Origin of the sequence: Actinomycetospora succinea (assembly GCF_004363095.1) — a bacterium.
Lineage (GTDB): Bacteria > Actinomycetota > Actinomycetes > Mycobacteriales > Pseudonocardiaceae > Actinomycetospora > Actinomycetospora succinea.
The window spans coordinates 286,151-307,720 of sequence record NZ_SNYO01000002.1; the positions used below are offsets into that span (position 1 = coordinate 286,151).

Here is a 21,570-nt window from a genome sequence, read left to right on the forward strand (position 1 = left end):
TCAGAGCGCGTTGAAGCGCTCGAGCGCCTCCTGGCGTTCCGCCTTGTGGTCGACGATCGGGGCGGGGTAGTCCGCCGGCGGCTCGTTGAGCTTCCAGGGCTGGTGGACCTTCTTCCCCTCCACGTCCGCCAGCTCGGGCACCCAGCGGCGCACGTAGTCGCCCTGGGGGTCGAAGCGCTCCCCCTGGGTCACGGGGTTGAAGACGCGGAAGTACGGGGCGGCGTCGGTTCCCGTGCCGGCGGCCCACTGCCAGCCGTGCTGGTTGGAGGGGAGGTCGCCGTCGACGAGCAGCTCCATGAAGTGCCGCGCGCCGCGCCACCACGGCAGGTGCAGGTCCTTGACGAGGAACGACGCCACGGCCATGCGCATGCGGTTGTGCATCCACGCCTCGCCGCGCAGCTGGCGCATCGCCGCGTCGATGGCGGGGAAGCCGGTGCGGCCCTCCTGCCACGCCTGGAACTTCTCGTCCGCCGACTCTCCGGAGTCGAGCGTGATCCGGTCGAACTTGGTGTCGAAGTTCTCGCGCGCCGAGCGCGGGAAGAACCACAGCACGCTGGCGTAGAAGTCGCGGAAGCAGATCTCGTTGCGGAAGGACGTCGGGCCCTTGCCCTCGCCGCCGAGGTCGGCGAGCAGCGTGCGCGGGTGCACGACGCCGTACTTGAGATAGACCGACATCCGCGAGGTCGCCGGCCGGTCGGGGCGGTTGCGCAGGTCGTCGTAGTCGGTGAGGTGCTCGTCGACGAACGCCGCCCACTGGTCGCGGGCGGCCTGCTCGCCGGCGGCGGGCAGCTCGGCCTCGGGGGCCTCGTCGTCGGGAATCTTCACCTTCCGCGGGCCGCCGTCCTTCTCCCCCGGGTCCATCCAGTCGACGGTCGAGGCGTCGGTGTCGGCGGGCTCCCGCCAGCCGTGCTGGGTCCACGCGCGGCTGAACGGCGTGTAGACCTTGTAGGGCTCGCCGTCGGACTTGGTGATCCGTCCGGGCGCCACGGCGTACGGCGACCCGGTGCGGACGAGCTCGACGCCGTCGAGGGCCTTCTCGACGGCCTCGTCGCGCTCGCGGCCGTAGGGGCCGAAGTCGGCGGCCACGTGCACGCTGCCCGCCCCCACGGCCCGCGCGAGCTTCGGGATCGCCTCGGCGGGGTCGCCCTTCACGACGAGCAGCCGTCCGCCGAGGGACTCATCGAGGTCCCGCAGGCTGCGGAACAGGAACGTCCGCCGCGCCTTCCCCGACGGCTCGAGCAGCCGGGGATCCAGCACGAACACCGCGAGCGACCGCTTCGCCCGCGCCGCGGCCTCGAGGAAGATCGGCTGGTCGTGGACCCGCAGGTCGCGGCGGAACCAGACGATCGCGGTGTCCTCCCGCTCGTCGCTCATGGGTTCCGACTACCCCGGCGCGCCGCGCCTACGCCCCGACCGCGTCATCCTGCGGCCAGGCGCTCCAGCGACGCGTGGACCAGCGCGGCGTCGCCGGTGTCGAGCCCGTGGGCCACGGCGTAGCAGGGGCCGACCGCGCGCCAGTCCCGGGCGCGGTCGGTGAGGTCGGCGCCGTACGCCGCGGTGACGGCGGCCGCGACGTCCGGCGGGGTCTCCAGCAGCGGCCACACGAGGTCCTTGGCCGGGTCGCCGGCGCGCGCGTCGGACCAGTCGAGCACCCCGGTGATCCGGCCGCCCTCGATGAGGACGTGCTCCGGGCGCAGGTCGCCGTGCACGACCACCGCGGCCGGCGCGTCCCGCAGCCGGTCGAGTCGCTCGCGCAGCGCGACCGGGTCGGCGAGGCGGGGCACGACCTCGGCCTCGAAACGGGCGAAGGCGCGGTCCCGCCAACCGCGGGTGGTGGCGGGACCGGGCAGCCCCCGAGCCACGGCGTCCTCGAGCGACACGTCGTGCAGGGCACGCAGGAACGTCCCGAGGGTGGCGCCCTGGGCGGGCCGCGGCGCGTCGAGGGCCTCGCCCCGCAGCAGTGCGTGCCGCACCGTGACCGGCGACCGGCCGACGAGCCGTGGCTCGGGCACCGCCACCGGCAGGCGCCGGGCCAGCCACGGCAGGAGACGCACCTCGCGCTCCAGCCCGGCCCCGGCGGCGGGCCGGCGCGCGGTGCGCTCGACCCACCGCCCGTCGACCAGGACGGCGTCGCTGTCCCACCCGGAGCCGAGCGGGACACGCGACATCGGCGAGGACCTAGCGCTGGTCCATGCTCACGTAGGAGCGCTCCGTGGGCCCGGTGTAGACCTGGCGCGGGCGCCCGATGCGGGTGTCCGGGTCGTCGATCATCTCGCGCCAGTGGGCGATCCAGCCCGGGAGGCGCCCGATGGCGAAGAGGACCGTGAACATCTCGGTCGGGAAGCCCATCGCCTGGTAGATCAGGCCGGTGTAGAAGTCGACGTTCGGGTAGAGCTTGCGCTCGACGAAGTAGTCGTCGTGGAGCGCGTACTCCTCGAGCTTCATGGCGATGTCGAGCATCTCGTCGCCGCCGCCGAGCTTCTCGATGATGCCGCGGGCGGTGTCGCGCACGATCGCGGCGCGCGGGTCGTAGTTCTTGTAGACCCGGTGCCCGAAGCCCATGAGCCGGACGCCGGGCTCCTTGTTCTTGACCTTCTTGACGAACTCGTCGGCGTTGCCCTCGTTGTCGCGGATGCCCTCGAGCATCGTGAGGACCGCGGCGTTGGCGCCGCCGTGCAGCGGGCCGAACAGGGCGTTGATGCCCGCCGAGATCGAGGCGAACAGGTTGGCCTGGGCGGAGCCGACCATCCGCACCGTCGACGTCGAGCAGTTCTGCTCGTGGTCGGCGTGCAGGATCAGCAGCATGTCCAGCGCCTTGGCGACGTCGGGGTCGATCTCGTAGTTCTCCGCCGGGAGCCCGAACGTCAGGCGCAGGAAGTTCTCGACCAGCCCCAGGTTGTTGTCCGGGTAGAGGAACGGCTGGCCGATCGAGTTCTTGTAGGCGTAGGCCGCGATCGTCGGGACCTTGGCCAGCAGGCGGACGCTGGACAGGTCGACGTTCGGCTCGTCGAACGGGTCGAGGGCGGATTGGTAGAAGGTCGACAGCGCCGACACCGCCGACGACAGCACCGGCATCGGGTGCGCGTCCTTCGGGAAGCCGTCGAAGAACTTCTTCAGGTCCTCGTGCAGCATCGTGTGCCGCTGGATCTGGTCGGTGAACGTCGCGAGCTGCTGCTGGTTGGGCAGCTCGCCGTACATCAGCAGGTAGCTGGTCTCGACGAACGTCGAGTTCTTGGCCAGCTCCTCGATGGGGTAGCCGCGGTAGCGCAGGATGCCCGCGTCACCGTCGATGTAGGTGATGTCGGAGCGGCACGCCCCGGTGTTCACGAAGCCCGGGTCGAGAGTGATCAAGCCCGTCTCGCCGAGCATCTTCCCGAGGGAGATGCCCGAGGAGCCCTCGGTCGCCTCCACGATCTCCATCGTGTGCTCGCCGCCCGGGTACGACAGCGTGGCGGTGCGCTTCTCGGAATCCTCGCTGGCCATCGGCAGTCGGTCCTCTCGCGCTCGTTCGTGAGCGGGAGGGCGACGGCGCCGGCTCGGCGAGCGAGGTGCCGGGCCGCCCGGCCGCCGGGGGTGTCCCGCGGCGCGCTCCCGCAGCAGTGGGGGGTAGTACGAGCGCGAACCGTAGCGCCCGCGAGGTCCGCCACGCAGCACGAGCGGCTCACGCGCGTCCCGTGGGACGTGTCACTCTGTGACAACCGTGTTACGGACCTGCGAGTTCATGGCGCCACGGCGGCTCCGCGCCGGCCCGGGAGACGGTCCACGCCGCGGCGCGGGCGGCGAAGGCCAGCGCCGACGCCCAGCCGTCGGCGTCCAGGCCGGCCACGGTCTCCCGGTCGAGCGCGTCGTGGTCGGCGAGCCAGCCCAGCAGCGCGCCGTGGACGCTGTCGCCGGCCCCGATGGTGTCGACCAGCGGCCCCACGCTCTGGGCGGGCACCGTGACCACCCCGGCGCTGCGCGTGTAGGCGGCGAGGCCCGAGGAGCCGCGGGTCAGGACGACCGCCCCGGCCCCGGCGTCGAGCACGTCCTCGGGGCTGCGTCCCCAGCGCTCGGCGTCCTCGTCGGAGAGCTTGACCAGCCCCGCCACCCGCGCGATCCGGTCGAGGCGGGCCACGACGGCGTCGGGGTCGTCGACGAGCCCGGGCCGCAGGTTGGGGTCGAGGCTCACGAGCCGCCCCCGCTCGGCCTCCCGGACCGCGAGCTCGGCGTAGCGCGACGCGCCGGGCTCGAGCACCAGCGACAGGGTGCCGACGGCGATCGCGGCCGTGTCGGCGGGCAGCTCCCCCGGGTCGGTGACGAGCCGGTCGGCGCTGCCCGAGACGTGGAACGAGTAGCGGGCCGCGCCCGCCGCGTCGAGCGTGACCACGGCGAGCGTCGACGGCTCGGGCCCGCGCTGCACGAGCGCGGTGTCGACGTGGTTGGCCTCGAGGCGGCGGACCAGCGCGTCGCCGAAGGCGTCGGTCGAGAGCCTCGTGAGCATCGTCGTCGGCACCCCGAGCCGCCCGAGCCCGACGGCGGTGTTGAACGGGCCGCCGCCGAGGCGCGGCGCGAGCGCGGTCAGCGCGGGGTCGTCCGGGTGCCCGTCGCCCGTGGGGACCAGGTCGACGAGCGCTTCGCCGCCGACCACGATGCGTCCGGTCATCTCGCCTCCCCCGATGGTCCGGCTCCGGCAGGCTCCGCGTCCCGGATCCCCCATCGCACCGTCCACGTCTCGCCCGGCGCGACGACGTGCAGGTCCGTGCCCGAGTTCGCCGCGTCGGCCGGGCACGTCATCGGCTCGACGGCCACCGCGCGGCCCCGGCCCCCGAGGTCGTCGGGGGTGAAGACCATGACCCACCGGAAGCTCGCGTCGCCCCACAGCGCGGTGGCCCGCCCGTCGGGCGCGGTGAGCACGCCGAGCGTCCCGTCCGCGCCCGGGTCGGCGCCGAAGCAGGTGTCGAGGGCGAGGTCGCCGACGCGCCGGCCCTCGCGAAGGTCCTCGTCGGGGGTCACCGCGCGGACGCCGGTCGGGATCATGTGCTCGTCGGTGTCGACGACCCGGTCGGCGGCGACCGTGAGGGTGCAGTCGGCGGGCGCGGCGTCGCCGGCGCGCACGTAGGGGTGGGTGCCGACGCCTGCGGGGACGTCGCCGTCGCCGGTGTTGGTCAGCGCGTGGGTGACGGCGAGCCCGGTCGGCGAGACGGTGTAGGTGGTCTCGACGTGCAGCGGGCCGGGCCAGCCGGAGGCCGCGTCGACGTCGGCCGCGAGCCGCACGGAGTCCTCGGCGCGCTCGACCACCGTCCACGGGCGGCGCCGCAGCAGGCCGTGGATCGCGTTGCCGCGGGCGGCCTCGGTGACCTCGAGGTGGTACTCGCGGCCACGCCAGGAGAAGGCGCCGCCGGCGATCCGGTTGGGCCACGGCACGAGGACGCCGCCGGCGCCCATCGGCGGGGCCTCGGAGACGTCGAAGGTCTCCACGCGGGCCCGGCCGTCGACGTCCAGCGCACGGAGGCCGGCGCCGACCTCGGTGACGACGGCGCGGGTCGGCCCGCTGACGAGGTCGAACTGCTCGCCGGTCGGGTGCACGGCGGCACACGCTAGCGGTGTGACGATCGGTTTGCGTCCTTGCGCGAGGGGTTTCGTCACCCGGCCCGAGCGGTCACTGAACCGGACATGACGAGCGACGAGGGCACCCCGTCCGGCACGCCGAGGGTCGTCGTGGTCGGCGGCGGGTTCGCCGGCTTCCAGGCGGCGCGATCGCTCGCGCGGCGGATGGGCGACGCGGTCGAGATCGTCCTCGTCAGCCCGACCAACTACTTCCTCTACCTGCCCCTGCTGCCCGAGGTGGCCGCCGGCATCCTCGAGCCCCGCCGCATCTCGGTGGCCCTCGCCGCCGCGCTGCCGGCCTGCGTGCGGCACGCGCCGGGCGAGGTCGACGAGCTGGACCTCGAGGGGCACCGCATCGGCTGGCTCGACCCCGAGGGCGTCCACCACGAGACGACGTTCGACCGGCTCGTCATCGCGGCGGGCAGCGTGCACAAGGTGCTGCCGGTGCCCGGCGTCACCGAGTACGCGCAGGGCTTCCGCGGCGTGCCCGAGGCGCTCTACCTGCGCGACCACCTGATCCGCCAGGTCGAGCTCGCGGCCATGTGCGACGACCCCGAGGAGCGGGAGGCGCGCCTGACCGTCGTCGTGGTCGGCGGGGGCTACACGGGCACCGAGGTCACGGCCCAGGGCTTCCTGTTCACCAAGGAGCTCGCGGCGAGCCGGGGGCTCACGGAGGTGCCGCGCTGGGTGCTGGTCAGCCGCGGCGACGTCCTGTCCGGGCTCGACGAGCACCTGGGCCGCAACGCCGACCGGGTCCTGCGCGAGCGCGGGGTCGACGTGCGCACCCAGGAGCAGGTCGAGGAGGCCACCGGGGACGGGGTGCGCCTGAGCTCCTCCGGCGAGCACATCCCGACCCGCACGCTGCTGTGGTGCGTCGGCGTGCGCCCCGACCCGCTCATCGACGACCTCGGCGTCGAGGTCGAGCAGGGCCGGATCGTCGCCGACACCCACCTGCGCGTCCCCGGGCACCCGCACGTGTTCGCCTGCGGCGACGCCGCCGCGGTCCCCGACCGCGCGCGTCCCGGCGAGTACACCGCGATGACCGCCCAGCACGCCGAGCGCCAGGGCCGCCTCGCCGGGCGCAACGTCGCCGCGTCGCTCGGCCACGGCCGCATGCGCGCCTACAAGCACCGCGACCTGGGCTTCGTCGTCGACCTCGGCGGGTTCGACGCGGCGGCCAACCCGCTCGGCGTCAAGCTCACCGGCACACCCGCCCACGTCGTCGCCCGCGGCTACCACCTGATGTCGATGCCGGGCAACCGCGTGCGCACCGCGGTCGACTGGCTGATGGAGGCGCTGCTGCCCCGCCAGACCGCGCAGCTGGGGCTCGTGCGCTCGCCGGCCGTGCCGCTGGACTCCGCCTCGCCCGAGGTGCCGCAGCACGGCCTCGGCTTCCCGCACGGGAGCTCGCCGGGGCCGTCGGATCAGTCGTCGCGCGAGACGTTCCCCGGCCGCTCGGGCGGGTCGGCCGAGGCGGCGTCGCCCGAGGGCTCGGTCGAGGGCACGTCGCCGGCCACCGGCGCCCGGTAGCGCCAGAAGACCGGGAAGATCGCGACCACCAGCACGGTCAGCACGATGACCCCGATGCCGCCGACGAAGGTCGCGGCGCCCGTCCCCCACGCGTCGGCGGCCGGGCCGTGCCAGAGGTCGCCGATGCGCGGCCCGCCGGCGACGACGACCGTGAACACGCCCTGCATCCGGCCGCGCATCTGGTCGGTGGCGACGACCTGCAGCATCGTCTGCCGGAACACCGCGCTGACCAGGTCGGCGGCGCCCGCGACCGCGAGCAGCGTCACCGCGAGCCACAGCATCGACGTCAGCCCGGACAGCGCGACGCCGAGCCCCCACACGCAGATCGCCACCGTCACGGCGACGCCCTGGCGCCGGATGCCGTGCAGGCGCCCGGAGAACAGCCCGCCGAGCGTCGCGCCGATCGCGATCGAGGCGAACAGCGCGCCGAGCGCGAAGCCGCCGCCGGGCGGGTCGCCGAACACCCGCTCGGCGGCCTCCGGGAACACCGCGCGGGGCATCCCGACCGCCATCGCCACGATGTCGACGAGGAACGACACGAGCAGCACCTGGCTGGTCGCGATGTAGCGGAAGCCGGCCACCACGTCGGCGAACCCGGCGCTGCGCCGCACCGCCGCGAACGCGCCGCGCACCCCGCCCGGTCCGTCGCCGACCGGCAGGCGCGGCAGGTTGAAGGCCGCCCAGATCGCGGCCGCCAGGCAGGCGGTGTCGACGAAGTAGAGGATCCCGACCGAGCTGAAGGTCAGGACGACGCCCGCGAGCAGCGGGCCCGCGATCGCGCCGACCTGGTTCACCGTGAAGAGCAGCGTGTTCGCCGCCGGCAGCTGGTCGTTGGGCAGGATCCGGGGCAGCACCGCGGCACGGGTGGGCTGGTTGATCGCCAGGAACGCGGTCTGGACCGCGTAGAGCGTCAGGATCGTCCACGGGCCGCCGATGTTCGTGACGGAGACCACGCCGAGCAGGGCCGACGTGATCGCGATGCCCGTGCCGGTGAACACCAGCAGGCCGCGCCGGTCGACGGCGTCGGCGATCGCGCCGCCCCAGAGCCCGAAGACGATCAGCGGGACGAGGCCGAACAAGCCGACCAGGCCGACCCACGCCGACGACCCCGTGAGCTGGTAGAGCTGCGTCGGCACCGCCACGACGGTGAGCTGGGCGCCGACGACCGTGACGATCGCCGCGATCCAGAGGCGCTTGAACGCCGGGGTGCGGAGCGGTGTGGTGTCGGCGAGGAAGCCGCGTCCCGTGCGTGGCACGGCGACGATCCTGCGCTCCTACGGCGCGAGGCGCTCCACGACCCAGGCCTGATCGGTGCGCCGGAACCGCAGCCGGTCGTGCAGGCGGTCGCTGCGGCCCTGCCAGAACTCGACGTGCGTGGGGACGATCCGCCAGCCGCCCCAGTGCGGCGGCGGGGGGATCTCCGCGTCGTCGGCGAAGCGCTCGGTGACGGACGCGAGGAGCTCCTCGAGGGCCGCCCGGTCACGCAGCACGCCGGACTGCGGCGACGCCCACGCGCCGAGCTGCGAGCCGCGCGGGCGGGTGCGCCAGTACTCCGCGGTGTCCTCGCGGGGCAGCAGCTCGACGGTACCGATGACCGTGGCCTGGCGCTGCAGCGCGATCCACGGGAACGTCGCCGACGCCTGCCGCGTCTGGCGCAGCTGGTGGCTCTTCTCCGAGGTGTAGTTGGTGAAGAACGTGACGCCGTGGGCGTCGACGTCCTTCGCCAGCACCGTGCGGGTGGTCAGGCGGTGCTCGTCGTCGCCGGTGGCCAGGACCATCGCGTTGGCGTCGGGCAGGCCCGCGTCCCGGGCCTCGCCGATCCAGGCGAGCAACTGCTCGTGCCACGTCGGGGCCAGGTCCGCGACGTCGAGCGTCGCCGACCGGTAGTCCTCGCGCATGCCCGGCAGGCCCGTGCTCCGTTCCGCCACGCGCCGCACCGTAGGCGACGACGGGGTGCACACCACGTGAGCAGGGACACAGACCGCTCCGTTGCCCCTCGGCCGTGGCGCGGAGCACCGTTCGGATCGGCTCGCAGCGCCGCCGGTACCCGGGCGGGGTGCGCGCCGAGGTGGGCGACGGGGCCCCGGACCGGGGCCCCGCGCCGCGTCGCGAGGAGGTCCCCGTGAGTGCTGCCGTCCCCCCGGGATTCTCGCCGGGCCTCGAGGGCGTCGTCGCCTTCCGCACCGAGATCGCCGAGCCCGACCGCGACGGCGGCGCGCTGCGCTACCGCGGCGTCGACATCGAGGACCTGGTCGGCTCCGTCGGCTTCGGCGACGTCTTCGGGCTGCTCGTCGACGGTGGGCTCGGCCGCCCGCTGCCGCGCGAGGAGCCGGGGCTCGAGCCGCCGTTCAGCGGCGACGTCCGGGTCGACGCCCAGGCCGGGCTCGCCCTGCTCGGTGCGCGGTGGACGCTGCCGCCGCTGCTCGACGCCACCCCGGAGCGCGCCCGCGACGACCTCGCCCGCGGGGCGGCCGCGGCGCTGGCCCTGGTGGCGCGCTCGGCGCGCGGGGCGGAGCTCCCGACGGTGCCGGCGACGGTGCTGGACCCGATCGACGACCCGGTGGAGCGGTTCCTGGTCCGCTGGCGCGGCGAGGCCGACCCGACCCACGTGCGCGCGCTCGACGCCTACTGGGTCTCGGCCGCCGAGCACGGGCTCAACGCGTCGACCTTCACCGCCCGCGTCGTCGCCTCGACCGGCGCGGACGCGGCGGCGGCGCTGTCCGCGGCGGTCGGCGCGATGTCCGGCCCGCTGCACGGCGGCGCCCCGGCGCGCGTGCTGCCGATGATCGCCGAGGTCGAGCGGACCGGGGACGCCGAGGCCGTCGTGCGCGGGATCCTCGACCGTTCCGAGCGGCTCATGGGCTTCGGCCACCGGGTCTACCGCGCCGAGGACCCACGGGCCCGCGTGCTGCGCCGGGTGGCCCGCGATCTCGGGGCGCCGCGGTACGAGGCGGCGGCGGCCCTGGAGGCGGCCGCGCTGGCGGCGCTGCGCGAGCGGCGTCCGGACCGCGCGATCGAGACCAACGTCGAGTTCTGGGCCGCCGTGATGCTCGACCTCGCGGGCGTGCCGGCGCCGATGATGCCGGCGATGTTCACGTGCGCGCGCACGGCGGGCTGGGCGGCGCACGTGCTCGAGCAGCGCCGCACCGGGCGCCTCGTGCGGCCGTCGGCGCAGTACATCGGGCCGGGTCCGCGGGCGGTCGAGACGGTGGCGCGGACGGCCTGAGCGAAAGGGGTGGGCGGGGCGTCCGTCGTCCGTGTGATCACGGGCGACGTGGTGCACCTGTCCCGGCCGGCGAGGTGCGTGAGGGCACTCCTGATCATGCGCGGCGTGGGCGGCACTCCGCCGCTCCGAGGTCACGGGCACCCTGGTGCACCCGGTCCGGCCCGCGAGGTGGGTGAGGTTGCTCGCGGCTCGTCGCGTCGGTGCATCACCCCTTCGCCGACGCGCAGGTGCGGTCGCCCGAGCCGCACGGCCCGTACCTGGAGAGCCACCGGCTCGCGGAACGCTGGTCGATGGACGGGCGAGGCGGTCGTGCGCTTCTGGCACCACCCGCTCGGCCGGATGACCGGTTGGATCACCGGCGCCGGGTTCGTCCTCGCCGGTCTCGTCGAACCCCGCCCCGTTCCGGCGATGGCGCGGTCGCACCCCGAGGCCTTCGCGCGCCTCGACGCGGAGCCGGCGTTCCTGCTGCTCGACGCCCGGGTGCCCATATGATCGTGGGGGCTTTCCTGACGTTCAACGCGAGCGTGGCCGCCAGGCTGGAACACCCGGGACGTGGCCCAGGCGACAGCATCGGGGCGGGCACGCTGGGAAGATGGGTCGGTGACCACCTCGACCGACACGCTGCAGATTCCCGCCGAGCTCCTGCCCGGTGACGGGCGGTTCGGGTGCGGCCCCTCGAAGGTGCGCCCCGAGCAGCTCGCCCACATCGCCGAGAGCGCCGACGTGATGGGGACGTCGCACCGCCAGAAGCCGGTCAAGTCGATCGTCGGGCGCGTGCGCTCCGGGCTGCGCGACCTGTTCTCGATCCCCGACGGCTACGAGGTCGTGCTCGGGGTCGGCGGCACCACCGCGTTCTGGGACGCCGCGGCGTCCGGCCTGGTGCGCGAGCGCAGCCTGCACCTGACCTTCGGCGAGTTCTCCTCGAAGTTCGCGTCCGTGACCAAGGGCGCGCCGTTCCTCGCCGACCCGATCGTCGTCTCCGCCGACCCGGGCAGCGCCCCGGAGCCGACCTCCGACCCGAGCGCCGACCTCATCGGCTGGGCCCACAACGAGACCTCGACCGGCGTCGTCGTCCCCGTCTCCCGGCCCAGCGGCTCGGGCGACGCGCTCGTCGCGATCGACGCGACGTCCGGCGCCGGCGGGCTCCCCGTCCAGATCAGCGAGTCCGACGTCTACTACTTCGCGCCCCAGAAGTGCTTCGCCTCCGACGGCGGGCTCTGGATCGCGATCATGTCGCCGGCCGCGCTCGAGCGCGTCGAGCAGATCGACGCCGACAAGCCGGGCGGGCGCTGGATCCCCGAGTTCCTCTCGCTGTCGACGGCGCTCGACAACTCCCGCAAGGACCAGACCTACAACACCCCGGCGGTGGCGACGCTGCTGCTGCTCGCCGACCAGATCGAGTGGATGAACGCCGGGGGCGGCCTGGACTGGGCGACCGGGCGCACCAAGGACTCCTCGGACCGGCTCTACCGGTGGGCCGAGAAGTCGTCGTTCGCGACGCCGTTCGTCACCGACCCCGCCCACCGCTCGCAGGTCGTCGGCACGATCGACTTCGACGAGAACATCGACGCCGCGGCGATCGCCGCGACCCTGCGCGCCAACGGCGTGGTCGACACCGAGCCCTACCGCAAGCTCGGGCGCAACCAGCTGCGCGTCGGCATGTTCCCGGCGGTCGAGCCGGACGACGTCACCGCGCTGACCCGCTGCATCGACTGGGTCGCCGAACGCCAGAAGTGACCACGCTGGTCTGAACGGGTCAGCACCGTGGCCCGGGGAACGTCTCGCCCGTGTCGTGTGTCCACCGCGACGCGCGACACGGGCGGCGCGCCTCCCTCGTCCGAGGAGAACGGTCGCCTAGCGTCGGTGGGCGAGCACTTCGCCCCACCGGACCTGCGGGGCGAGGGCCGCGAGCCGACGGGGAGGCCTGATGCGTCAGCTGCGCGTCGTCGGCCTGGGTGACGACCACGAGACGGTGATCCTCGAGGACCCGATCCGCCACGAGCGCTTCACCGTCTCGGGCGACGAGCGGCTGCGGGCCGCCGCCCGTGGTGACGTGCGGCGCCTCGGTCAGATGGAGATCGAGGTCTCGAGCCCCCTGCGTCCCCGCGACATCCAGGCGCGCGTGCGCGCCGGCGAGTCCGTCGACGAGGTCGCGTCGGCGGCGGGCGTCAGCGTCTCGCACGTCGAGCGGTTCGCCTACCCGGTGCTGCTCGAGCGCGCCCGGGTCGCCGAGATCGCCCGGCGCGCGCACCCCGTGCTGCCCACCGACCCCACGCGCACCGACGGGCGCACGCTCGGCGAGATCGTCTCCGCGACGTTCGTCGCCCGCGGGCAGGACCTCGACGACGCGCGCTGGGACGCCCACAAGGGCGACGACGCCCAGTGGGTCGTGACCCTGTCCTGGCAGGCCGGGCGGTCGGACAACGTCGCCCGCTGGTCCTTCCGCCCCGGGAGCTCCGGCGGCACCGTCGACCCGCGCGACGACCCCGCCCGCGAGCTGCTCGGCCGCGAGCCGGTCGGCGGCGGCCCGCGCCGCGTCGACGCCACGGCCCCCGAGCCCACCCCGACGGAGCCCACGACCCCCGAGGTGATCGAGGAGACGCCCGCCCTGGCCGTCTCCGGCGACACCGCGCCCGCCCGCCGCGGCGCGGCCCCCTCGTCGCACACCGCGAACGGCACCTCGGCCCCGCGCCGGTCCGACCGCGGCGCGGCCCGCCGTGGCTCCCCCCGGGGCGAGCGCCGGACGGTGCCCGCCGTGCCGGGGCCGGCCGTGCCGGGTCCGGCCGCCTCGGGTCCGGCCGCCTCGGGTCCGGCCGTCGCGGACGACCAGGTGCCGACGCCGCGCAGCGAGACCGCCGAGCAGCCCGCCGAGAGCCCCGAGACGAGCGAGGGCCCGCGGCGCGGCAAGCGCTCGCACCCGATCGTCCCGTCGTGGGAGGACGTCCTGCTCGGCACGCGCTCGCCGCGCAGCTGATCTAGAAGGCGGCCACCGCCAGGAACACCAGCGCGAGCCCGGTGCCCGCGAACGTGCCGTGGACCGCCCAGCGCCACGTCGGGACGTGGCGGTTGAGCCACAGCGCCGGCACCAGGCCCGCGACCACGGCCGCGTCGACGGCCAGCCCGATCGGCCCGAGCCCGGTGATCAGCGGCGCGGCGAGGGCGAGGTTGGCCAGCAGCACGACGCCGGCGACCAGCACGGCGAGGGTCAGCCCCACGCCCCAGGGCGTCGGCTCGGCGGCCGCCGTGACCGCGGTGAGCTCGGCCTCCTCGGCGACCGGCCCGGGCGCCGGCGCGCCCTCGCCGTGACCGTTGCCGTTGCGGGGCAGCGGCGGCACCGGCGGCGGGTGCGGGGTGCGCGTGACGCCGCGCAGCGCCACGCGGTGGCCCGTGACCGGGTCGCGGTAGTCGACGGGCGCGGCGAGCTCCACCGAGAGCCGTGCGGCGAGCTGGCGGCCGCGGCGGCTGATCGCGTCGGCGGACGGGTCGCGCGACGGGCCGGCGCCGACGCCCCCCACACCGACACCGGCAGTCGCCGCCACCCGCGCCCACTCCCGCAGCGCGTCGACGAGGTCCGGCGGCAGGCCCCAGGTCCGGACCTCGCCCCCACCCGGACCGGGCTCCGCGAGCACCACCCCGGCGACCAGCGCCTGCCCGTGCTCGGCGCGCACCTCCACGACCCTCACCGCGGCCCCCCGGCGACGAGGGCGCCCGCGGTGGCGTGGAAGGCGACGGCGGCCGCGGTGGCGACGTTGAGGGAGTCGACGTCGCCGGACATCGGGATGCGGACCCGGACGTCGACGAGCTCCAGCGCCTCGTCGGACAGGCCCGGGCCCTCGGCCCCGAGCAGCAGCGCCACCCGCTCCCGCTCCGCGAGCCCGGCCAGCGCCGCCGGGTCGCCGCCGGGCGTCAGGGCCCCGAGGACGAACCCCGCGGCCCGCAGCGCGGCCACCGCCGCGCCCAGATCCGCGGTCGCGAAGGGGACGCGCAGCACGTGCCCCATCGAGACGCGCACGCTGCGCCGGTAGAGCGGGTCGGCGCACCCCGGCCCGACGATCACCGCGTCGACGCCGAGCGCTGCGGCGTTGCGGAACAGAGAGCCCAGGTTCTCGTGGTCGTTGACGCCCTCGAGCACCGCGACGCGGCGGGCGCCGTCGAGCAGCCTGGCGAGGTCGGGCACCGGGGCGCGGTCGGCGCTCGCGAGCACCCCCCGGTTGAGGTGGAAGCCGACCACGTGCGCCATGGTGTCGGCGTCCGTGACGTAGGCGGGCACGTCGACCCCGGCCAGGTCGGGCGTCAGGTCGTCGACCCGGCGGGCCACGCCGAGCAGGGCCCGCGGCGGGTACGGCGAGGCCAGCAGGCGCCGCACGACGACGGTGCCCTCGGCGAGCACGAGGCCCCGTCCGCCCGGGCGGTCGGGACGGCGGTCGGCGCGCGCGAGGTCGCGGAAGTCGTCGAGACGCGGGTCGGCCGCGTCACCGACCTCCACCACACGCGCCACGTGCGTATCGTTCCAGACCGCGACGGCGGGGTCCGGACCCGGCGACCCGGGCCGTCGCCCGGCGCCAGGTGTCGCCGGCCCCCGGCCGGGCATCCGGTGGACTGACGCCGAGGCCGGTGGCCGACGGAGACGAGCGGAACGCAACCCTCCGGCGGGGCCCGGGAACGTGGGAGGCTGGGGTCGTGAGCGAGATGCGGGTGGTCGGGGTCCTGGCCGTCGACGACGCGACGCAACAGGGCGGATCGTCGGGCTCGGGCGAGAGCCGACACCCGGTGGTGCTGCTGCAGGAGACCGACGGCAAGCGCTGCCTGCAGATCTGGATCGGGCTGGCCGAGGCCGAGGCGATCGCCCTCGAGCAGCAGGGCCGCCTGCCCGAGCGCCCGCTGACCCACGTGCTGATCTCCGACGTGGTCTCCGCGCTGGGCCGCCGCCTGGAGCGCATCGAGATCACCGAGGTGCGCGGCGGCACGTTCTACGCGGACCTGGTGTTCGACCGGGGGCTGCGCGTCTCCGCGCGGCCCAGCGACTCGATCGCGATCGCCCTGCACGCCGACGTGCCGATCCACGCCACCGAGGGCGTCCTGACCGACGCCGGGGTGGTCGTCGAGGACGACGAGGGCGAGGAGGCGTCGGGGGCCGCCGCGGGCTCGAGCAGCGACGAGGACGAGGTCGACCGCTTCCGCGCGTTCCTCGACAACATCTCGCCCGAGGACTTCGGGCGAAGCGGCTGACGCCAGGACGAACTGACCCTCGGCGTCGACGGATCAGAGGTCACTCCCCGGCGGCCAGCGGTCGGCCTCCGCGGTGCCCTACGCTGAACGGACGCTTTCCGCGGGCGGACGGTGTCGGCGGGTGGCGTCATCCCGCGGGCTGTGTCAGCGTGGCCGCTCGTCGGGGTGCGCGTGAGGTGCCGTGTGCCGCCGATCGTGGCGGGACGCGGTGGTTGTCGGATCGTGGACGGGAGCCGGGCGGGTAATGGGCCAGCACCTCACCGCCACCCTCTTCACCGCCTCGGACCAGGCTCGCTACCGGCACCGGATCCACCGGTGCCTCGAGGCCTTCGGGACGATGGTGACCGAGGGTCGCTTCGCCGCCGCCGAGCCCAGCACGGGCGTCGAGATCGAGCTCGCCCTGGTCGACGAGGACATGCGCCCGGCGATGCTCAACCACGCCGTGCTCGACCGCTCCGCCTCCGACGTGCTGACCTCGGAGCTGGGCCGCTGGAACCTGGAGATCAACCTCCCGCCGCGGCTGCTGCCCGGCGCGACGGCCCGCGACCTCGAGCAGGACATGCTGGACGCGACCTGGTCGGCCGGCGACTGCGCGCGTGACCTCGGCGCCCGGGCGGTGACGATCGGCATCCTGCCCACGCTCGCCGCCGAGCACCTCGCGTCCGACCAGCTCACCGAGGACCCCCGGTACGCGCTGCTCAACCGGCAGATGCTCACCGCGCGCGGCGAACCCTTCCGCCTCGACATCACCGAGCCGCCCGCCTCGCGCCACGGCCCCACCGACGGCGGGCCCGCCGAGCACCTCGTGCTCGACGTCGACTCGATCGCCCCCGAGGCGGCCTGCACGTCGCTGCAGCTGCACCTCCAGCTCACCCCGGACCTCTTCCCGGCCTACTGGAACGCCGCGCAGGCGATCGCCGGGCTGCAGGTGGCGCTCGCGGCGAACTCGCCGTTCCTGCTGGGCCGCCGGCTCTGGGCCGAGACCCGGATCCCGCTGTTCACCCAGGCCGTCGACACCCGGCCCGTCGAGCTGCGCAACCAGGGCGTCCGCCCGCGGGTGTGGTTCGGCGACCGCTGGGCCCAGTCGGCGTACGACCTGTTCGAGGAGAACGTCCGCTACTTCGGCGCGCTGCTGCCCCTGGCCGAGGACGAGGACCCGTTCGCCGAGCTCGACGCCGGGCGCCCCCCGAGCCTGCAGGAGCTGCGGCTGCACAACGGCACGGTGTGGCGCTGGAACCGGCCGGTGTACGACGTCGCCGACGGCGTCGCGCACCTGCGCCTGGAGAACCGGGTGCTGCCCGCCGGGCCGACCGCCGTCGACGCGGTGGCCAACGCGATGTTCTTCTACGGCGTGATCCGGGCCCTCGCCGAGTCCGACCGCCCGCCGTGGCAGCTGATGTCGTTCGACGCGGCCGAGGCGAACTTCACCGCGGGCGCGCGGCACGGCATCGAGGCCGCCCTGTACTGGCCGGGCATCGGCACCGTGCGCGCCGACGAGCTCGTGCTGCGCCGCATGCTCCCGCTGGCCCAGGAGGGGCTGGCGGCGTGGGGCGTCGACTCGGGGGCCGCCGACCGCTACCTCTCGGTCATCGAGCAGCGCTGCGTGCGCCGGTCCACCGGCGCCACCTGGCAGGTCCGCGCCGTCGCCGCGGCCGAGCGCCGCGGGCTGGACCGGGGCAACGCCGTCATGGAGATGATGAAGCGCTACCTCGACGGCATGGAGGCCAACGTGCCCGTGCACGACTGGCCGCTCGACTGACGCCGCCGGCGCTGCAGGACCAGCCACACCCCGGCGACGACCACCGCGGCGACGACCGACGCGGCGCCGCCGAGCACCAGCGGCGCGCGCCCGCCGAGCTCCTCGGCGAGCCACCCGAGCGCGGGCCCGCCGACCGGGGTGCCGCCGAGCAGCACGACCATCCACAGGCCCATGACCCGGCCGCGGACCTGCTCGTCGACGCCGAGCTGCACCGCGGCGTTGGCGGCGCTCGTGAACAGCAGCTGCGCCGCGCCCGTGGGCACGAGCAGCAGCGCGACCAGCGCGTAGTTCGGCATCAGCCCGGCGGCGGCCTCGCAGGCACCGAACACGACCGCCGCGACGATCACCGTCCGCAGGCGCGGGCGTCCCACCCGGCGGGCGGCGGCGAACGCGCCGAGCAGGCAGCCGACGGCGAGCGACGAGGTCAGCAGGCCGTAGGACTCGGCACCGCGGCCGAACACGTTGCGGGCGACGATGGCCAGCGTCACGAAGAAGTTGATGCCGAGCGTCGAGACGAAGAAGACCAGCACGAGCAGCAGCACCACGTCGGGGTGGCGCCGGACCTCGCGCAGGCCGGAGCGGATGGCGCCGCGCTCCCGCGGGGCGCGCGCGTAGGCGAACATGTCCGCCGGTCGCATGCGCTGCAGGCCGATGAGCACCGCGACGAACGTGACCGCGTTGAGGAGGAAGACCCAGCCGGTGCCGACCCCGGCGATGAGCAGGCCGCCGACAGCCGGGCCCAGAACGCGCGCGGTGTTGAACGTCATCGAGTTCAGCGCGACGGCGTTCGCCAGCGCGCCGGAGCCGACCATCTCGCCGGCGAACGACTGGCGCACCGGCCCGTCGAGCGCCGAGAAGCAGCCCAGCAGCACGCACAGCACGTAGACCTGGGCGATCGTCACCAGGCCCGTCACGTCGAGCAGGCCGAGCACGAGGGCGCACGCGCCCATGGCGACCTGCAGGCCCATGAGCAGACGGCGCTTGTCGTAGCGGTCGGCGATCGAGCCGCCCCACAGGCTCAGCAACAGGGTCGGGCCGAACTGGAGGGCCGCGGCGACGCCGAGGGCGACGGGGCTGCCGCCGGAGAGCTCGAGGACGAGCCAGTCCTGGGCGACCCGCTGCATCCAGGTGCCGACCAGCGAGACGACCTGGCCGGAGGCGAAGAGGCGGTAGTTGCGGACCTTGAGAGCGGCGAAGACGCTGCCGCGCCCGTTCTGCGGGTGGGTGCTGTCGACCTCGCTCACCGGAGATCGCCGCCGCTCACCACACTCGTGAGCTTACCTAACGAGTTGGGGTCGGCGGGGCGGCTCCACGGAGCCACCCCGCCGACGGCACCCCGCCTGCTCAGGGCTTGGTGTCCTCGAGGGCGAAGCCGATGTCCAGGGTCACCTGGAAGTGCCCGACCTCGCCGTTCTCGACGTGCCCGCGGATCTCCTTGACCTCGAACCAGCTGACCTGGCGCAACGTCTCGGACGTGCGGCGCACCGCCCCGCGGATCGCCTCGTCGACGCTCTCCGCGGACGTCCCGACGACCTCGGTCTTCCGGTAGATGTTGTCCGCCACCCGGGGCTCCTTCGCTCGTGAGGGATTTCGGTCTTCCGTCGAACCGGTACCCGTTCTCCCCCGGACGCCCACGTGTCGCGCCGCGCGACGCCTGCCCCAGGCCGCTCGCGGGCGCACGTGGTCGACGGCCGCCCCCAGGGCCGTCGCGAGGACGTGGAGGTCCCGGTGCACACGCGCGAGCATCAGCCCGCCCTGCAGGGCGGCGAGCACGGCGACGGCCATCTCGCCGGCGTCGCGCGACGGGTCGACCCCGCCGTCGCGCTGGCCCCGGCGCAGCAGCACGGCGATGCGCTCCTCCCACTGCGCGAAGGCGGCGGCCTGGTGCTCGCGCCACACGGGGTCGTCGTCGACCTGCCCGCTGAGCACCCCGAGCGGGCAGGCGAACGGCCCGCCGCCGTCCCGGTGGAGCTCGTAGATCGACGCCGCCCACGCCCGGACCTCGTCGCCCGGGGCGTCGCCGGGCGGGTCCCCCAGCGCCGGCTGCGCCGCGAGCACCTTCTCGAGCTGGCGGTCGATGACGGCGAGCACGAGGTCCCGCTTGCCGCGGAAGTAGTGGTAGAGCTGCGACTTCCCGGTGCCGCTGACCCGCAGGACGTCGCCGACCCCGGTCGCGCCGATGCCGCGGGCCTCCATCAGCCCGGCGGCGGCGTCGACGATCGCCTCCCGGGTGCGACGACCGCGCTCCGTCGGCGGGACCGCCGTGGCCTGCTCCGTCGTCACGGGCCCAGGGTAGTCCGATCGAGCCGGACTGTACCGATAGGTACAGTCCTCGGTAGGGTCCCGTCATGACCACCACCGGCGCACCCGGACGGTCCGGAGCGCCCGAGACCCCGGCGCCGCCACCGGAGTCGGCCTACGGGTTCCCGCGGGCGCTGTGGCGGGGGCTGGGCCGCATCCCCGTCCCACCACCGCTGACGCCGCGCACCTGGCGCAGCCCGCTGCGCGGACCGTGGCTGACCTCGGTGTTCGGGGTGGTCCTGCTCGTCGGGCTGCCGAGCGTGATCCTCACGGGGCTGCTCTCCTACATCGCCTACGGCCCGCAGTTCGGGCAGGCGATCCCCGCCGACGTCGGGTACCTGCGCCTGCCGCTGTTCGACTGGCCCACCTCGCCGTCGTGGCTCTACCGCCTCACCCAGGGCCTGCACGTCGGCCTCGGGTTCGTCCTCGTCCCGGTGGTGCTGGCCAAGCTGTGGTCGGTGGTGCCCAAGCTCTTCGCCTGGCCGCCGGTGCGCTCGATCGCCCAGCTGCTGGAGCGGATCTCGCTGCTGGCGCTCGTCGGCGGGATCCTGTTCGAGCTGGTCACCGGCATCATGAACGTCCAGTACGACTACTCGTTCGGCTTCGACTTCTACACCGCGCACTACTGGGGCGCGTGGGTGTTCATCGGCGGCTTCGTGGCCCACGTCGCGATCAAGCTGCCGACGATGGTGCGGTCGCTGCGCACGGGCGGGCCGGGGCGCTGGCTGCACGACACGGTCGAGGACACGGTGCCCGAGCCGCCCGACGACGAGCCGGGCCACAGCCTGGTGGCGACGTCGCCGAGCCCGCCGACGATGAGCAGGCGCACGCTGATCGGGACCGTCGCCGGCGGCAGCGCGCTGGTGGGGGTGCTGACCATCGGCACGACGGTCGACGCGCTGCGGCCGCTGGCGCTGCTCTCGCCGCGCGGGCGCTCGTACGGCACCGGCCCGAACGACTTCCAGGTCAACCGCACCGCGTTCGCCGCGGGGATCGGGCCGGGGGTCGGCGACGGGTACGCGCTCGTCCTGCGCGGCGGCGCGGGCGGTGAGGTGCGCCTCGACCGGGCCGCGCTCGCCGGGATGCCCCAGCACACGGCGACCCTGCCGATCGCCTGCGTCGAGGGCTGGTCGCAGATGCGGACGTGGAGCGGGGTGCGCCTGCGCGACCTCGCCGCCTTGGCGGGCGTCCCGGCGCCGGTGAACGCCTTCGTCCAGTCGCTGGAGCGCGCGGGGCCCTTCGCGCGGACGACGCTGCAGGCCAACCAGGTCCTCGACCCGGACTCGCTGCTGGCCCTGCGCGTGGGCGACACCGACGGCGGCCCGATGGCCGACCTGTCGCTCGACCACGGGTTCCCGGCGCGCGTGATCGTCCCGGCGCTGCCCGGCGTCCACAACACCAAGTGGGTCGGCGCCATCGACTTCCGGAGCGCGTGATGGGCTGGTTCCGGCGGACCTACGGCGAGAACCCGCTGCACCTGCTCGCGCTGCTGGCCTGCTTCGCGCTCGCGGGCGCGGCGGTGCTGGCGCTCGTGCCGAACCCGAACGCGCTGTGGATCGCCGTCTGGTTCGCGGCCGCGGTGATCGGCCACGACCTCGTGCTCTACCCGCTCTACGCGCTCGCCGACCGCTCGCTCGTCCTCGCGCGCTGGGTGCGCCGGCGCGTGTCCTCGCGGCCGGTGCGCGTCGCGGCGGCGAACTACGTGCGCCTGCCGGTGCTCGGCTCCCTGGTCCTCGGGCTGGTCTGGTACCCGACGATCTCGGGCGGCGGCGCGGACGTGCTGGCCTTCGCGGCCGGCCTGCCGCCGACGGTCGACTACGTCGCGCGCTGGCTCCTCCTCACCGCCGTCCTCTTCCTCGCGAGCGCCGTCGCGTACGCCGTCGCGCTGGGCCGGTCGGCAGTACGTGAGCGGAATTCCCGCCGATAGCCGGGAATTCCG

The 21,570-nt window shown here is 74.9% G+C and carries 20 protein-coding genes; 9 read left to right on the plus strand and 11 right to left on the minus strand.

Going from position 1 to position 21,570, the window contains the following annotated elements:
• The 5 genes from EV188_RS07755 to EV188_RS07775 form a co-directional block, all read right to left on the minus strand.
• Positions 1–1,374 carry a cryptochrome/photolyase family protein gene (locus EV188_RS07755; protein ID WP_133825684.1) on the minus strand — a complete coding sequence of 458 codons (1,374 nt, stop codon included), beginning with the start codon at positions 1,372–1,374 and terminating at the stop codon, positions 1–3.
• A gap of 44 nt (positions 1,375–1,418) precedes the next feature.
• Entirely contained in the window at positions 1,419–2,168 is a 750-nt protein-coding gene (locus EV188_RS07760; protein ID WP_133825685.1) for a phosphotransferase, read from the minus strand.
• Positions 2,169–2,178: 10 nt separating this feature from the next.
• Positions 2,179–3,483, minus strand: a complete 1,305-nt coding sequence (locus EV188_RS07765; RefSeq protein WP_133825686.1) for a citrate synthase — start codon at positions 3,481–3,483, stop codon at positions 2,179–2,181.
• A gap of 220 nt (positions 3,484–3,703) precedes the next feature.
• On the minus strand, positions 3,704–4,642 hold the full coding sequence (locus tag EV188_RS07770) for a carbohydrate kinase family protein (protein WP_133825687.1): 939 nt from the start codon (positions 4,640–4,642) through the stop codon (positions 3,704–3,706).
• Positions 4,639–5,565, minus strand: a complete 927-nt coding sequence (locus EV188_RS07775) for an aldose 1-epimerase family protein (protein WP_133825688.1) — start codon at positions 5,563–5,565, stop codon at positions 4,639–4,641. The genes EV188_RS07770 and EV188_RS07775 overlap by 4 nt, the downstream gene beginning before the upstream one ends.
• A gap of 87 nt (positions 5,566–5,652) precedes the next feature.
• Here EV188_RS07775 and EV188_RS07780 point away from each other — a divergent pair, with 87 nt between their 5' ends.
• A complete protein-coding gene (locus EV188_RS07780) occupies positions 5,653–7,116 on the plus strand; it encodes an NAD(P)/FAD-dependent oxidoreductase (protein WP_133825689.1) in 1,464 nt (487 codons plus the stop codon).
• Here EV188_RS07780 and EV188_RS07785 read toward each other — a convergent pair.
• On the minus strand, positions 7,011–8,372 hold the full coding sequence (locus tag EV188_RS07785) for an MFS transporter (RefSeq protein ID WP_133825690.1): 1,362 nt from the start codon (positions 8,370–8,372) through the stop codon (positions 7,011–7,013). The two genes, EV188_RS07780 and EV188_RS07785, sit on opposite strands and share 106 nt — an antisense overlap.
• Positions 8,373–8,390: 18 nt before the next feature.
• Complete coding sequence (gene pdxH, locus EV188_RS32200; RefSeq protein ID WP_133826291.1) at positions 8,391–9,014, minus strand: pyridoxamine 5'-phosphate oxidase; 624 nt, start codon at positions 9,012–9,014, stop codon at positions 8,391–8,393.
• Positions 9,015–9,238: 224 nt separating this feature from the next.
• Between pdxH and EV188_RS07795 the strand changes: the two genes are divergently transcribed.
• The 4 genes from EV188_RS07795 to sepH all read left to right on the plus strand — a co-directional run bounded on the left by EV188_RS07795 (position 9,239) and on the right by sepH (position 13,316).
• Entirely contained in the window at positions 9,239–10,342 is a 1,104-nt protein-coding gene (locus EV188_RS07795) for a citrate synthase 2 (protein WP_133825691.1), read from the plus strand.
• 339 nt (positions 10,343–10,681) lie between these two features.
• Positions 10,682–10,834 (plus strand): hypothetical protein, encoded by a 153-nt coding sequence (locus EV188_RS31430; RefSeq protein ID WP_166659777.1) that lies wholly within the window; start codon positions 10,682–10,684, stop codon positions 10,832–10,834.
• Positions 10,835–10,942: 108 nt separating this feature from the next.
• Positions 10,943–12,079, plus strand: coding sequence for a phosphoserine transaminase (gene serC / locus EV188_RS07800; protein ID WP_133825692.1), 1,137 nt, complete (start codon positions 10,943–10,945; stop codon positions 12,077–12,079).
• Between the two features lie 190 nt (positions 12,080–12,269).
• On the plus strand, positions 12,270–13,316 hold the full coding sequence (sepH, locus tag EV188_RS07805; RefSeq protein ID WP_133825693.1) for a septation protein SepH: 1,047 nt from the start codon (positions 12,270–12,272) through the stop codon (positions 13,314–13,316).
• Position 13,317: 1 nt separating this feature from the next.
• Here sepH and EV188_RS07810 read toward each other — a convergent pair whose 3' ends face one another.
• Positions 13,318–14,025: a DUF2537 domain-containing protein gene (locus EV188_RS07810; protein WP_133825694.1), complete on the minus strand. Its 708-nt coding sequence runs from the start codon at positions 14,023–14,025 to the stop codon at positions 13,318–13,320.
• Positions 14,022–14,840 carry a TrmH family RNA methyltransferase gene (locus EV188_RS07815; RefSeq protein ID WP_133825695.1) on the minus strand — a complete coding sequence of 273 codons (819 nt, stop codon included), beginning with the start codon at positions 14,838–14,840 and terminating at the stop codon, positions 14,022–14,024. The genes EV188_RS07810 and EV188_RS07815 overlap by 4 nt, the downstream gene beginning before the upstream one ends.
• Before the next feature lie 182 nt (positions 14,841–15,022).
• Here EV188_RS07815 and EV188_RS07820 point away from each other — a divergent pair, with 182 nt between their 5' ends.
• Together EV188_RS07820 and EV188_RS07825 are read left to right on the plus strand one after the other, a co-directional pair.
• The gene (locus EV188_RS07820; protein ID WP_243741547.1) at positions 15,023–15,571 is read left to right on the plus strand and encodes a bifunctional nuclease family protein; all 549 of its coding nucleotides are present in this window, start codon (positions 15,023–15,025) and stop codon (positions 15,569–15,571) included.
• Between the two features lie 244 nt (positions 15,572–15,815).
• Positions 15,816–17,330 carry a glutamate-cysteine ligase family protein gene (locus EV188_RS07825; RefSeq protein ID WP_133825696.1) on the plus strand — a complete coding sequence of 505 codons (1,515 nt, stop codon included), beginning with the start codon at positions 15,816–15,818 and terminating at the stop codon, positions 17,328–17,330.
• Here the strand turns inward: EV188_RS07825 and EV188_RS07830 are convergent.
• Positions 17,276–18,574 carry an MFS transporter gene (locus EV188_RS07830; RefSeq protein ID WP_133825697.1) on the minus strand — a complete coding sequence of 433 codons (1,299 nt, stop codon included), beginning with the start codon at positions 18,572–18,574 and terminating at the stop codon, positions 17,276–17,278. The two genes, EV188_RS07825 and EV188_RS07830, sit on opposite strands and share 55 nt — an antisense overlap.
• 100 nt (positions 18,575–18,674) lie before the next feature.
• Entirely contained in the window at positions 18,675–19,613 is a 939-nt protein-coding gene (locus EV188_RS33085; RefSeq protein ID WP_133825698.1) for a dodecin, read from the minus strand.
• A gap of 65 nt (positions 19,614–19,678) precedes the next feature.
• On the opposite strand from EV188_RS33085, the gene EV188_RS07840 reads away from it, so the two are divergent.
• Together EV188_RS07840 and EV188_RS07845 are read left to right on the plus strand one after the other, a co-directional pair.
• A complete protein-coding gene (locus tag EV188_RS07840) occupies positions 19,679–21,067 on the plus strand; it encodes a molybdopterin-dependent oxidoreductase (RefSeq protein ID WP_133825699.1) in 1,389 nt (462 codons plus the stop codon).
• On the plus strand, positions 21,067–21,558 hold the full coding sequence (locus EV188_RS07845; protein ID WP_133825700.1) for a hypothetical protein: 492 nt from the start codon (positions 21,067–21,069) through the stop codon (positions 21,556–21,558). The genes EV188_RS07840 and EV188_RS07845 overlap by 1 nt, the downstream gene beginning before the upstream one ends.
• Positions 21,559–21,570: the final 12 nt, after the last annotated feature.